At 65.6% G+C, this 13,138-nt stretch carries 12 protein-coding genes; 8 read left to right on the top strand and 4 right to left on the bottom strand.

Translation table 11 applies throughout. The annotated features are described in order from the left end of the window. The first annotated feature begins 73 nt into the window (after positions 1 to 73). Positions 74 to 1,093 (top strand): polysaccharide deacetylase family protein, encoded by a 1,020-nt coding sequence (locus Mspo_RS04910; protein WP_159727683.1) that lies wholly within the window; start codon positions 74 to 76, stop codon positions 1,091 to 1,093. A 134-nt stretch (positions 1,094 to 1,227) separates the two neighbouring features. Here Mspo_RS04910 and Mspo_RS04915 read toward each other — a convergent pair whose 3' ends face one another. Further along, the gene (locus Mspo_RS04915; protein WP_244613141.1) at positions 1,228 to 1,674 is read right to left on the bottom strand and encodes a hypothetical protein; all 447 of its coding nucleotides are present in this window, start codon (positions 1,672 to 1,674) and stop codon (positions 1,228 to 1,230) included. 207 nt (positions 1,675 to 1,881) lie between these two features. On the opposite strand from Mspo_RS04915, the gene Mspo_RS04920 reads away from it, so the two are divergent. After that, on the top strand, positions 1,882 to 2,580 hold the full coding sequence (locus tag Mspo_RS04920; RefSeq protein ID WP_159727423.1) for a hypothetical protein: 699 nt from the start codon (positions 1,882 to 1,884) through the stop codon (positions 2,578 to 2,580). Positions 2,581 to 2,878: 298 nt separating this feature from the next. On the opposite strand, the gene Mspo_RS04925 is transcribed toward Mspo_RS04920, so the two are convergent. Beyond that, the gene (locus Mspo_RS04925) at positions 2,879 to 3,334 is read right to left on the bottom strand and encodes a MarR family winged helix-turn-helix transcriptional regulator (protein ID WP_159727425.1); all 456 of its coding nucleotides are present in this window, start codon (positions 3,332 to 3,334) and stop codon (positions 2,879 to 2,881) included. Positions 3,335 to 3,570: 236 nt separating this feature from the next. On the opposite strand from Mspo_RS04925, the gene Mspo_RS20185 reads away from it, so the two are divergent. The 3 genes from Mspo_RS20185 (at position 3,571) to Mspo_RS04940 (ending at position 6,504) form a co-directional block, all read left to right on the top strand. Next, positions 3,571 to 3,768 (top strand): hypothetical protein, encoded by a 198-nt coding sequence (locus tag Mspo_RS20185; protein ID WP_306344943.1) that lies wholly within the window; start codon positions 3,571 to 3,573, stop codon positions 3,766 to 3,768. A 353-nt stretch (positions 3,769 to 4,121) separates the two neighbouring features. Further along, positions 4,122 to 4,724, top strand: a complete 603-nt coding sequence (locus tag Mspo_RS04935) for a copper chaperone PCu(A)C (RefSeq protein ID WP_159727427.1) — start codon at positions 4,122 to 4,124, stop codon at positions 4,722 to 4,724. A 412-nt stretch (positions 4,725 to 5,136) separates the two neighbouring features. Continuing rightward, on the top strand, positions 5,137 to 6,504 hold the full coding sequence (locus Mspo_RS04940) for a glycosyltransferase family 1 protein (RefSeq protein ID WP_159727429.1): 1,368 nt from the start codon (positions 5,137 to 5,139) through the stop codon (positions 6,502 to 6,504). Between the two features lie 10 nt (positions 6,505 to 6,514). Here Mspo_RS04940 and Mspo_RS04945 read toward each other — a convergent pair whose 3' ends face one another. Both Mspo_RS04945 and Mspo_RS04950 read right to left on the bottom strand, forming a co-directional pair. After that, on the bottom strand, positions 6,515 to 8,089 hold the full coding sequence (locus Mspo_RS04945; protein ID WP_159727431.1) for a glucan biosynthesis protein: 1,575 nt from the start codon (positions 8,087 to 8,089) through the stop codon (positions 6,515 to 6,517). Positions 8,090 to 8,144: 55 nt separating this feature from the next. Further along, positions 8,145 to 8,375: a hypothetical protein gene (locus Mspo_RS04950; protein ID WP_159727433.1), complete on the bottom strand. Its 231-nt coding sequence runs from the start codon at positions 8,373 to 8,375 to the stop codon at positions 8,145 to 8,147. Positions 8,376 to 8,583: 208 nt separating this feature from the next. Here Mspo_RS04950 and Mspo_RS04955 point away from each other — a divergent pair, with 208 nt between their 5' ends. From Mspo_RS04955 to Mspo_RS04965, 3 genes are read left to right on the top strand one after another with little or no spacing between them, the layout of a single operon-like run. Then, entirely contained in the window at positions 8,584 to 10,386 is a 1,803-nt protein-coding gene (locus Mspo_RS04955) for a trypsin-like peptidase domain-containing protein (RefSeq protein WP_159727435.1), read from the top strand. 17 nt (positions 10,387 to 10,403) lie between these two features. Next, the gene (locus Mspo_RS04960; protein ID WP_159727437.1) at positions 10,404 to 11,288 is read left to right on the top strand and encodes a protein phosphatase 2C domain-containing protein; all 885 of its coding nucleotides are present in this window, start codon (positions 10,404 to 10,406) and stop codon (positions 11,286 to 11,288) included. Between the two features lie 12 nt (positions 11,289 to 11,300). Continuing rightward, positions 11,301 to 13,136 (top strand): serine/threonine-protein kinase, encoded by a 1,836-nt coding sequence (locus tag Mspo_RS04965; protein ID WP_159727439.1) that lies wholly within the window; start codon positions 11,301 to 11,303, stop codon positions 13,134 to 13,136. The last annotated feature ends 2 nt before the right edge of the window (positions 13,137 to 13,138 follow it).

Here is a 13,138-nt window from a genome sequence, read left to right on the forward strand (position 1 = left end):
AGACTCGAGGACACGAATTGCGCGAGGAGGCGCGGCCGTGACGAAATGGCGTCGATTGGCGATCGAGGCGGGGATGGAGTTCTTCCGCGCGAGCGGCGCCCATCGTCTGGCCGAGCCCTATACGCGCGGGCTCGGCGCGATATTGATGTTCCATCGCGTGCGGCCGCGGCTCGAGCAGGCCTTCGAGCCCAATCAGCCGCTGGAGATCACGCCGGAGTTCCTGAATGCGCTGATCCTGCGGCTGCGCCAGCGCGGCGTCGAGATTTTGCCGCTCGAGGCGGCGCTCTCGCGGCTGCGGGAAGGGGCGCCCGGCGCGCCTTTCGCCGTGCTCACCTTCGACGACGGCTATCGCGATTTCGTCGAGCACGCGCTTCCCGTGCTGGAGCGCCATCACGCGCCTTTCTCCCTCTATCTCACCGCCGGATACGCCGACGCCTCCGCGCGGCTGTGGTGGGTCGAGCTCGAGGAGGCGATCCGGCGTCTCGATCGCCTCGATGTGATCGCCGGCGGCCGGCGCATTCTCTGCGAAGCCGCGACGGCGGCTCAAAAGCAAAGCGCCTTCGCGGAGGTCTATGCGCAATTGCGGGCGGGCGATGAGGCGGAGCTGTTGCGCGTCGTCACCGCTCTCTCCGCCGAGGCGCGGCTCGAGCCTTACGCGCTGACGCGGCGACTGTGTCTCGGATGGAGCGAGCTGCGCGCGCTCGCGCGTCACGAGCTCGCGACGATCGGCGCGCATTCGATGACCCATGCGCGCTTGGCCAAAGTGAATTGCGAGAGCGCGATCTTCGAAATGACCGAATGCCGGTTGCGGCTCGAGGCCGAGCTCGCGCGGCCGGTCCCGCATTTTTGCTATCCGGTCGGCGATCCGACATCGGCCGGACGCAGAGAATTCGAGCTCGCGGCGCGGCTCGGCTTCGCGAGCGCCGTGACGACGCGTCCGGGAACGATCTTTCCCGAGCACCGCGATCATCTCCTGGCGTTGCCTCGGCTCTCGGTGAACGGGCGGCACCAATCGCTCGCCGCGCTGGACATTCTTTTGTCCGGCGCGCCCTTCGCGTTGATGAACGCCGGACGCCGCGTGATGGCGGCGTAGCACAGCGCGCTCAGAGCGCGTTCGGACACGTCACGCCCGACTGCGCTCTAGAGAGGTTCGAATTTGCATGTTCTCTTCCGAAAACCGCTTCGCGCTTTTCGGGAACATGATCTATGCGCCGCGCTCCGATCAAATCACGCGAGGCCGAAGCGCCGTGTGAAGCTACGCCAGAGCTCGCCGAATGTCTTCTTCGCGGCGACCGAGCGCGTGCGCGCGGCGACGGCGGCGGGCGTGATCGCGCCGGAATAGTTGCAATCGCAGAAAATGTGATGCGCCTCGCGCATGGACAGCTGGAAGAAGTCGACCGCGTCGCCGAGGCGGTCGCCGGCGAGACCCTGCTCGCGGAAGAGAGCGTCGCGATGAGCGATCGACAGCGGCGACTCGTCCTGCCGCAGTTTCACGCGCTCCTTGAGCGGGACATATTCCATCATCGAGAAGAGGCGAATGCGTCCGACATGCGCTTCGATCAATGTGGCGAGCCGCTCGAGACGCTGACGACGCAGCGAGATCTCGTCTCGTCGCGCTTCGACGGGCTCGACTCCTGCAAGTTTAGTGATTTCTTCGAGAGTTCTGTATTTCATCACGCCCTCCGTCGCCAATGGGGCCATCCGCCCGGCAAAACAAATCCTCGATTCCACTGAACACGTTCGGCGGTGATTGGTTCCTGCGGTTTCGACGCGAGGGGGATCGGCGACGCTCCGCTCGAGCTGTGGTCTCTTGCCGGCTCGGACCGCGCAACTAGATGGAGCGCGGGGTTGCAGGACGGGCTGCAGGAATGGAGAGTCCTCATGTCCATGACCTTCCGAGAGGCGACAGCGCAAGAAAACGCCGCAGTCTATGGCGGCCTCGTCGATGCGGTGGGAGGCATCGCAACGATTGTTCTCGCCGTTTGCGGGCTCGCCGGCGTCAATCCGCCGCTCATGGCCGGCATCGCGACGGTCGTGTTCGGCGTCGCGCTGCTCATTCAAGGCGGCGCCATGCTGTCAGAATATGCGCAGATCATTTTCCCCGCAGGCGGCAAAGCCGCGAATTTCGAGCATTTCGGAGGCGGCAGCCTCTCAGCCGTCTTCCTCGTCGGAGCGGCGGGAATTGTGCTCGGCGTTCTCTCGCTGCTCGGCATCAACTCCGGGGTTTTGACGCCGATCGCGACGATCGCTTTCGGAACGGCGCTCGTGCTGAGCAGCAATGCGGTGTGGCATCTCTACACGCTGCGTCACGCGCAGGCGAGAAGCGAAGCCGCGCAGTCGCAGAGCGTCGCCGGCGAGTTTCTGGCGAGCGAGATGGCGTCCGGCTCCGCGGGCATTCAGGCGCTCGCCGGATTGGCGGCGATCGTGCTCGGCGTGCTCGCCGTCGCGGGAAGCACCAATGATCTCGTCCTCAATCTCGTCGCTCTGCTCGCGCTCGGCGCCACGGTCGTCCTGACCGGCAGCACGCTGAGCGCCACGGTGTTGAGCTTCATGCGTCCCTGGCCGTCGTCGCAGTCTTGACTCGACTCTTGCCGGCCGCCCGTCTCTCGGAGCCGTCGCGAAAGACGACTCCGGGGGTCGTCCTCTAGAGTCTTTTCATGTTTCATTGAAACATGAAAAGACTCTCGGCTTTCGTTTCGAGACGTTTCCAACGCCGAACCGGCGTCCACGTCGGATGGAAACGAGGCTGCGTCGCGCCCGAAGAGATGCGCAGGGCGCGAAGCGGCCTCCCCGCGGCGCGCAAAGACGACGACAGCAACGTGAGCGAAGCGGCGAGCGTGGCTTGCCACATCGACGCGGCGCCGCCTCGCCCGGCGCATCACTCGTTGTGGGATTCGGTCTCGAAGAGACGCAGAAAGGCGCTTTTTTCGGCGCGCAGCTTGCGCAGATGCACGAAAGCGAGATGCGCCAATCGGCGGTCGCCGAGCGTCGTCAAGACGACGAGCGAGCGGCGCCGATCGAGAGGATCGTTCTTGCGTTTGACGAGCTTGGCGTGCTCGAGGCGCGATACGAGCTCGGCCGCGCTGTGATCGCGGATCAGCAATTGCTCGGCGAGCTCGCCGACGCTTATATGCGCCCCTGCGCGAAACGTCTTGATGGCGAGCAGCGCCTGATAGCGCTGCATGGTGAGGCCGACATCGGCCGCCGCCTGCTCGCTGAAGGCGAGGAATTGCCGCAGCGCATAGCGGAAATTCGCCAGCGCGCGTAGCTCCTCCTCCGAGGGGCGGCTTTCTTCCTCGGCCTCCCGAGGGCGGCTCTCGAGCGCCGTCGTCATTTTTTTTTGCTCCCCTCGGATTCGCTGCGGCGATCTTGGGCCAGACGCCAATGATGGCCTCGGCCCTGCGCCCGGTCAAGGCCGGCGCGGCACGGCGCGCAGGCGGGCGGCCTCTTTGCGGGAAGCCGCGGCTTGCACGTATATCGGCATACGATATATAATTATCGTATACCGATATATATGGTTCGAATGGCGGCGGCGCTCGGAAAAATGCGCGCGAAACCGGGAGGAGTTGAATGACCGTCCGATTTCTCGTCGCCGCGATTTTCGCCAGCATCGGCTCGGGGTCGCAAGCGCAGGCGCATGGCGGCGTCGGCATCGAGGGCCAGCGCGAGATGAAGGCCGGGTCCGATCAGATGAGTTTCATGGGCTATCAACGACGCCGTGCGGGACGAGCCGCGCGACATGAATCTGGAAATCCACATTCTGCGTGACGTCGGCCAGTCCAGCGATGACGAAAATCTCGAGCGCGACACCGAGACCTATGCGCCGCCGAAGAGATATCGCGCCAGCGCGCTCGTCTTCGAATATGACTTCGAGAGCAAAGGCGCGTTCATCGGACTGGCGAAGGCGCGAAGCGACGACGGGACGAAGGAATATGTCTCGCGCTACCGAGAGCCGCGACATCACGGTCATGACATTTTTTGCGGCGCTGGGGCTGGTCGGATTCGGACTCTGGCACAAGAATTCGTTCAAAGCGAAAACGCCGCGAGCGTGATCGGGGCGGCGCTTTCGTTCGTCACGAGCGGCGCCGCGACCCATGCGGCCCGTCGGAGAGGAGGCGGGCATGTCTATCGATCGACGACGCGTGCTGTTGCTGAGCGGAGGCGCCGCGCTCGCGGCGAGCGGTTTCGGCCTCGCGAGCGAGCATGAATATGAAAAAGGCGGAATCAAGGTCGAGCATCCTTGGCTGCGCACGCCGCGCGACGGCGAGAGCGACGCCAATTTCTTCATGGTCGTCTATAATCGCGCCGACGCGCCCGATCGTCTGATCGCGGTGAAATCGCCCGACATCGGCGGCTTCGAGCTGCATGTCGCGCCTCATTTCGCCGTCACCGAGGATGCGATCTTCTTTCCTGTCGGCTCGAAAGTGACTCTCGCGCCCGGCGGCTCCTACATCCGTCTCTCCGGCATCGAGAAGATCAATCCGGTCGGTCGGGGCTTCGAGCTCACGCTCGTGTTCGAAAAGGCCGGGGAATTGCGGATCGAGGCGGCGATCGACGCGCCGGACGCCGCTCATGCGCATGACGCGGAGGCCATGGAGCGATGGGAGAAGGCGCATCGTCGCGGCGCCGACGCTCAGGGCGAAGAGCATCGCTCCGGTCATGAGGAAATGAAGGGCAAAGGCGAGGCGCAGCCGGGCGCGGGCGAGCCGCAGCGAGCGCAGTGACGCGTTTTTCCCGTCGCCTCCCGAAAATTTAACTTGCGCGCGACGAAATATGTCGCCATTCGATAGATCAAGCTGCGACGTCTCGACGCCTCTGCACGCAGCCAAGCCAAAAAAACGAGCGGCGGCGTCTAAAGGAGAAGAGTATGGCTCTGCAGACTTCCGGGAAGGACATCGTCAAGTCCGTGGCGTGGTTCGTCGGCGCGATCGCGCTGATCCTCACCCTCATCCACTATGCGCCGATCATTTCTCACGGGGCGTTCTGAGAAGAACGTTTTCGTTTCGGCGACGCCGGCCATGATCGCTGGATCATGGCCGGCGTTTTGCATTCGATGCTCGCTTCGTCGCTCGACGGTTTGGATTTGCGCGCGCGCGCCGCTATTGTTCGCGACAATCGGAGAGAGGTCGCGAACATATGGTCGAAACGACGACGGGCGGAGGCCGGATCGAGGCCTTTCTGCTGAAGGAGATGAAAGCGGAGATCGACGAGCTCGCGCGCGAGGAGGTCGACGACTACACGAAATTCCTCTATGCGAGGGCCCGCGAATTCTATTGGACGGTGACGCGCCTGCTCGGGCTCGGCCGTCTGCATGACGGCTTGTGGCGCAAGCCGAGCGCCGAGAAAGCGAGCGCCTGGCGCATCGCACTCACGGGCGATATTGCGTCGCCAGCGACGAGCGGACGGCTGCTCGTCGATATGACGTCGACGCATCGGACCATCGGCCGTACCGGCATTCAGCGCGTCGTGCGCGAGATCGCGCGCGCGATGGTCGAGAGCGGCGCCGGAATCCCCGTCTTCATGGAGGAGGGACGCCTCTTCTCCCATTTCACGCATGAGAAGCTGCCGGACGAGGTGACGCCTGCGGCCGGCGACAAATTTCTTCTGCTCGACGCCGGCTGGCATCTCACCGCGGAATATTCGCATATGATCGACGCCGTGGCGGATGCCGGCGGCGAGACGATCGGCTGCCTGTACGATCTCATTCCGATCCTCTATCCGTCGGTGGTGACGGATTCTGCGCAGAGCGCCTTTGTGGAATGGTTCGATCTGCTCGTTCGAAAGAGCGACGCGATCGTCGGCATCTCCAAGGCCGTCATCGATGATTTCGATGCCTATGCGCGGGCGCGTCGCCTGCCGTGCAAGCCGGGCCTGCGTCTCGGCTGGTGGCCGCTCGGCGCCGATTTTCAGGCGCCGAGCGATGCGGCTCCATCGGCGCGCGCGATGCAGGCCGCCGCGGGGCCCGCGCCGCTCTTCCTCAGCGTCGGCACGCTCGAGCCGCGCAAAGGCCATGCGATCGCGCTCGACGCCTTCGATCGCTGGTGGCGGGAAGGCGCCGACGTCCGCTATGTCATCGTCGGCTCGAAAGGCTGGAATGTGCGCGCATTGCAGCGGCGCATCCTCACGCATCCTGAATTCGGACGGCGCCTGTTCTGGCTGCAGGGCGTGAGCGACGCCGATCTTCGCCATCTCTACCAGAGCACGCGGGCGCTGGTGTTTCCGTCCATCGCGGAAGGCTTCGGCCTGCCGCTCGTCGAGGCGGCGCATTTCGGCGCGCGGGCGATCGCGAGCGACATTCGCGTGTTTCGGGAGGTCGGCGGCGATTGGGCGTCCTATTTCGATCCGGCCGACAGCGACGCGCTGCTCGCGCGCATGAAGGAGGCGATGGCCGCGCCGGTCTCGGCGCCGCCGCGCGAGATCATCTCCTGGCGCCGATCGGCGGAGGAACTGGCGCGCATCCTGCGCGAGGGCGCCTATCCCTCGCGGCTCGAAGACGCGCGCTGAAGAGGGCGCGTCACAACGGGTGATATTGAAAGAGCCAGTTTTCCGACAGCACTTCGTCCTTGTGCTTGAGGAAGAGGCGCATTTCCACCGGCTCGCGTCCGTCGACGGCGAGGTCGAATTGCGCCCGCCAATGGCCCGGCACGCCGTCGAACACGGCCTCGGTGTAGATGTAGGAGAAGGTCCCGCGCGAGGACCACAGCACCGGCTCGGGCTTCACGCCGAAGGGCAGGCGCTCGAGCGGCCCGCCCAGGAACTCCACCATGAATTTGCGCACGCCCTTCGGCCGCGGCTTGCCGGGCTGGCCGCCATTGCCGAGCCGCGTCGCCACGCAGCGCGCGAGCGGAGTGGGGGCGGGCTCGTCGGCGAGCCAATGGAGGCGATAGGAGAAATCGAAGGAGGAGCCGGGAACGGCCGGCTTCTCCGGAACCCACATGGCGACGATATTGTCGTGGATCTCGTCGTCGGTCGGAATTTCGATGAGCTGAACCGCTCCCTTGCCCCAGTCGCCCTTGGGCTCGATCCACACGCTCGGGCGGCGGTCGTAGAACACGCCGTCGAGATAATGATCGAAATTGCGGTCGCGCTGCAGCAGGCCGAAACCCTTCGGATTCTCGTCCGAGAAGGCCGAGGCCATCACGCGCTCGGGATTATTGAGCGGCCGCCACAGCCGCTCGCCGCGGCCGGTCCACATTGCGAGCCCGTCGGAATCGTGCACCTCCGGCCGCCAGTCGACGGCGGTCGGCTTCTTGGTCTCCGAGAACCAATACATGGAGGTGAGCGGCGCTATGCCGAAGCGCTCGAAGTTGCCGCGCAGATGCAGCGAGCAGTCGATGTCCATCGTCACGCCCTTGTCGCGCTTTGCGAGAATGCGAAAGGCGCCGACGATGGAGGGGCCTTCGAGCAGGAGGTGCAGCGTCAGCCCGTCCGCTGTCTCCGGGCCGATATAGACATTGGTGAAGTCCGGAAACTCCTCCGGCTTTCCGGAGACCCAGGTGTCGAGCGCGACGCCGCGGGCGGAGAGCCCATATTGGCGCAATTCGCCTATGGCGCGGAAATAGGAGGCGCCGAGAAAGGCGACCCAGTCGTTCTTGCGCCAGTCGAGCGGGCCATCCTTCGGCTCCTGAATGCGCAAGCCCGCGAAACCCGCGCCCGGCGGCAGAAGGCGGGCGATCGAATCCTCCGGCATGTCGAAATATTTCGGGCTGTAGAGCACCTCGCGCGCCTGGCCGCCATCGACCGCATACATGCGGACGGCCTTTTTGAAGAACATGCCGAGGTGGAAGAATTCGACCGGGAAGCGGCCGGCGCCGGTCGTCAGAGCGTAATCCGTGTCGTAGCTGATCTTGCCCCAGGCCTCATAGTCGATCTTCGAGGTGATCTCGGGATCGGGCTGGCTCGGCGGCCGATAGGGCTCTTTGACGCGGCGACGCGCCGTCTCCTTCAGCCGCTCGAAGGTGAAGGGCTCCGGCGGTCCGAGATCGAGGCGGCCGGAGCCGGCCTCGGCCTCGGCGGGGTGAACCGCGACGAGCGCGCTCGTCGCCGCCGCGGCCTTGAGAAAGGAGCGGCGATCCGTGTCGTCGTTCATGCAGGGAACCTCGCGGCGCGGGGAAGCGCCCGTCGTCGGCCGAAGGCGCGTGAAATCAGCGGATCGGCTCGTTGCGGACGGCGGTGCGCATGAAGAAATAAAGGCCGACGAAACCCGCCAGCGCGAAGATGATTTCGAAAATGCGGCTCACGGCCGGATCGAGCTGAAACAGGCCGCCGAGCGCCCAGCCGGCCGCCCAGGAGGCGCCGACGAGCTCCGTGCCGACCAGGATCGCCACTGCGGCCAAAGTCGACAAATGCACCAGGTTCAAGGGCTTCTTGCTCATTGGGCGAAGGACTCCAGGCTCATCGTCCAGCGCGACCGTGCTATACGATCGGCCCGCCCGGCGCAAGTCGAACGCCGCCTTGGCCGGCGAACTCCTCTTGCGAGGCGGCTCTCGCCCTTGGTATTGTGTAAATCATGGCGGCAAAAGGCGCATTTTTTCTTTTTTTCCGGCGCCGAAACCAAGTCGCGGATTTTTCAGGGGCGGGGTCATGGGCGGAGTCGTCGAGCGCGTCGTCATTCGGCATTTGTCGGGGTCGAAGGCAAATCAGATCGAGCAGATTCCGATCGGCGATCTCCAGGAGATCACCATCGGCCGCGATCCGACCTCGAAAATCGCATTCGACCCCACCATCGATGGGGTGGTCAGCCGCCAACATGCGGCGATCCGCATCGAGGGCGAAGGCGACGATCTGAAATTCAAGCTCTTCGACCTGAACAGCAGCAACGGCACTTTCCTCAACGGGCAGCGCATTTCTCAGGAGGCCGAGCTGCTTCCCGAGGACAAGATCGAGCTCGGCGGCGCCAAGGGGCCGAAATTCACCTTCGATCTGCAGCCGCGGCCGGCGAGCTTCGCCGCCCGCACGCGCGTCATCGGCGTCGACGATTCGGCCGCGACGCGGCTGATCGAGACGGCGCAGACGGCGGCCTCGACCGCCGTCGCCGAGGTGACGGCGTCGGCGCCGCCGCCGCCGCAAAAGGTCGGCGTCGGCCAGGAGACGGTGCAGCGGCTGATCGTCGAGGAGCGCCGCTCCACGAGCCGCATCTGGGGCGCGGTGGCGGCCGGACTGCTCGCTTTCATCGCGCTCGGCGGCGGGGCCGTCTATTGGAAGCAACTCAAGGACGACGAGCGCCACCAGGCCGAGCTCGCCGACGTGAAGGCCGACGCCAAGCACGCCGATCAGCGCAGCGCTTCCCTGCAGAGCGAGGTGAAGACCAATCTCATCGGCATGACGCCGCTCGACATCTACAACAAATACGCCAACGCCACGGCGCGCATCGATCTTCGCTGGCGTCTGTTCGACACGCAGACCGGCAAGCCGATCTTCCACCAGACCTTCAAGATCGGCAAGGACACGCTGCCGGCCTATGTGCGCCTGCCCAATGGCAAGGTGGTGCGCTGGCTGACGCTCGAGGACGACCTTCGCTCCAATCAGCAGATCGCCGGCTCGGGGCGCGGTTCCGGCTTCGTCATCAGCGAGCAGGGCTATCTGCTCACCAACAAGCATGTCGCCGCCGGCTGGAAAGTGACCTATGAGTCGCCGCGCTTCGGCTATCTCTTCGATCTCGGCGGCGGCCCGGGCGCGAAGAACGCCAAATTGCGCAAATACGGGATCATCGATCTCGAGTCCGACGACTACGCCGATTTGAACATGTGGGTTCCGGAGGCCGGCGGCGTCATTTTCCCGTCGACTGTCGCGATCCCGATCGGCCGCAACAATATTCCGGACATGACGCGCAATGAGCAGCGCACTTTCGAAGGCCGCAACGAGCAGCTCGAAGTGCGCTTCCCCGGCGCGCGGCTCGGCGTCAACGCCGCTCTGGTGCGCGCTTCGGCGGATTCCGACGCCGCGCTCATCAAGATCGACTCGCCGCAGCTCCTGGACAAGGTCGAGCTCGCCGACGACGATCAGGTGACGATCGGCGAGAAGGTCGTCGTGCTCGGCTATCCGGGCGTCTCGGTGGAGAATGTGCAGCGGCAGGTCACGGTGGAGAACGGCCTGACGCGCGTTCAGAACGAGGTCATTCCGGAGGCGACGGTGACGGACGGCATCGTCTCGAAGCTCTCCACCGGCTATAAGGAAAAGGACGGCGTGACGCTGACCAGCGCCGGCGAGCGCATTCAGCTCTCGGTGCTGGCGACCGGCGCCGGCAATAGCGGCGGGCCGGTGTTCAACGCCAATGGCAAGGTCATCGGCCTGTTCACCTACAGCCGCAGCCGCGGCGACGCGCGGGTGACGCTGGCCGTGCCGATCAAATTCGGGCGGGATTTGCTGCGCGCGCAGCGCAACTGATCTAAAGGTTGCGAGACATGGCCACGGAGCTCGGGGCCGCTGGCGGCGCTTTCCGCGTCGTCGGCGCGATGCAGACCGATGTCGGCCGCGTGCGCTCCTCCAATGAGGACAGCGTCGCCTTCGTCGCGCCGGCGCCGGGCGCGCCCGAGGCGAAGCATGGCTATCTCGCCATTGTCGCCGACGGCATGGGCGGCCACGCCGCCGGCGAAGTGGCGAGCGCGCTCGCCACCGAAGTGGTGCGCCGCGTGTTCTATTCGCTGGAGGTGGAGCCGCCGCGCGCGCTGAAGGCGGCCTTCGAGGCCGCCAATCGCGCCATCTTCGAGCAGAGCGCGCGCGAGCCCGACTGCAAGGGCATGGGCACGACCTGCACCGCCATCGTCATTCGCGACGGAAGCCTGTGGCTCGCCCATGTCGGCGACAGCCGCGCTTATCTTATCCGGAGCGGGGAGGTCTCGCAGCTCTCCGACGATCAGACTCTCCATGCGCAACTGGTGCGCGAGGGCGTGATGACGAAGGAGGAAGCCGAGCGCAGCCCCGGCGGCAATGTCATTCTGCAGGCGGTGGGGACACGCAACGAGATCGCGCCGACGATCTGGTCCGAGGGTCTGCCGCTGCGCGTCGGCGACGCGATCGTGCTGTGTTCCGACGGCCTCTCCAATCTCGTCGGCGAGGCGGAGCTCGCCGCGATCATTCCCGATCGCGCGCCGCAGGAGTCCTGCCGGCTGCTGGTGGACGCCGCCCTCGCGGCGGGCGGGCACGACAATATTTCCGTCGGCGTGTTTCGGATCGTCGCCCCGCCGCAGAGCGGGCGGGCCGATCAGGCGGCGACGCAGAAAATTGCGGTCGTCGCGGACGATGGGCGAGCCGGCGGTCCGCCGACGCGCGTCGTCGCCATTCGATAGAGGCAGAGAGTCATGAGCGACCAACGAATGATCGGGCATTACCGGATCGTCGAGCTGCTCGGCTCCGGCGCAATGGGCAAGGTGTACGCCGCCGCCGACACTTTTATCGACGGACGCGAGGTGGCGATCAAATCCCTGCGCGCGGAGCTGACGCAGGATCCGGAATTCGTCGGGCGGTTCAAGGCGGAGGCGCAGAGCCTCGCGCGTTTGAATCATCCCAACATCACCATGCTCCACTCGCTCCTGCGGGAAGGCGGCGAGTTCTTCATGGTGATGGAGCTGGTGCGCGGCCGCGCGCTGGACGATGTGCTGCGCGAGCGTGGCGGACCGCTCGGCGTCAAGGAGAGCCTCGCCATCGTTGCGCAGGCCGCCGACGGCGTCGCCTATGCGCATCAGATGGGCGTGATCCATCGCGACATAAAGCCGTCGAATCTGATGATCGGCAATGACGGGCGCGTGAAGATCATGGATTTCGGCATCGCCCGCGTGCAAGGCGGCGTGCGCATGACGCGCGCCGGCACGGCGATCGGCACGCCGCTCTATATGGCGCCGGAGCAGCGTCGCGGCAGCGAGGGCGACGAGCGCAGCGACCTCTATTCGCTCGCCGTCGTGCTCTATGAGATCCTCTCCGGCGCGCCGCCCTTCGCCGGGCTGGACGAGGTGGAGCTGCTGCAGGCGCAGATCGGCAAAAATCCGCCGCCGCTGGCGCCGCGCGTCGCCGGCGTGACGCCGGAGCTCGAGGCGGCGATCATGAAAGCGCTCGCCAAGCGGCCGGAGCAGCGTTATCCGTCGATCCGCGCTTTCAGCGACGCGATCGGCGCGACGGCGTTGCGCGTCGACGCGACGGCGATCGTCGAGAGCCCCGCCCATCTGCTCGACAGAACGACGCAGACCGCGAGCGCCGGCTCCGCCGGCTCCGCCTCCGCCGCCTTCTCCTCCTTGCCCTCGGCGGCTCTGGCGGTCGCCAAGAGCCGCTCGACCTCGCTGGTTCGGCGCTTCAAATCGCTTCACCCGGCGCTGCAGGGCGTGTCGGTGGCGATCCTCGCCTTCGCGGCCGTCGCGCCCTTGCTGTTCGGCGGCGGCGATTCCGACGGCGGGACGAAGAAGCGGGAGATCGACCGTATCGAGCGAGACCGCCGCGCGACGACGGAGCTCGACGGCGACCGTCGCCAGACGACGAAGACGCTGGATTACGGCCAGATCGCCGAGATCAAGCCGGCGCGGGGCGAGATCGACCGCCCGGCTCTGTCGGCGAACGATACGCCGGCGGCCAAGCCCAAATGCAATGACGGATTCAGCATTGCGGATTGCCAGCCATCCACCGTGCCCGGCCAGAAGACCGCCGCCGTCGAAAAGGCTGCGCTCGGGTCGTCGCCGACGATCGCGGATTTGCGCCGAGCGGTGAAGGACAAGGAGTTCGATCGCGCTTCGTCGATCGGCGAGCCTCTCGCCGAGGCGGGCGACCGAGAGGCGCAATACATCATCGGCATGATTTCGTTGAAAGGGCAGGGACGTCCCCAGCATCTTCCCACGGCCTTCAAATGGATCAGGAAGGCGGCGGAGAAGGAATTTCCCGAAGCGCAGGCCTTGCTCGGCAATATGTTTCAGAACGGCGACGCCGACGGGGGCGAGAATGTCACGGAGGCGGTGCGCTGGTATATGAAAGCGGCCGAGCAGAACAATCCGCGCGGCCAGTTCTGGCTGGGCAGGGCCTATGAGAAGGGTGTGCCCAATGTGCTGAAGAGGGACGCGAAGAAGGCGGGCGATCTCTACCGCCTCGCCAAGGCGCAGGATTTTCCCGGCGCCGCTGAGGCTCTGGAGGCGCTCCGCAAATCCGGCAAATATTGACG

The sequence above is a fragment of the Methylosinus sp. Ce-a6 genome (assembly GCF_009811655.1).
Lineage (GTDB): Bacteria > Pseudomonadota > Alphaproteobacteria > Rhizobiales > Beijerinckiaceae > Methylosinus.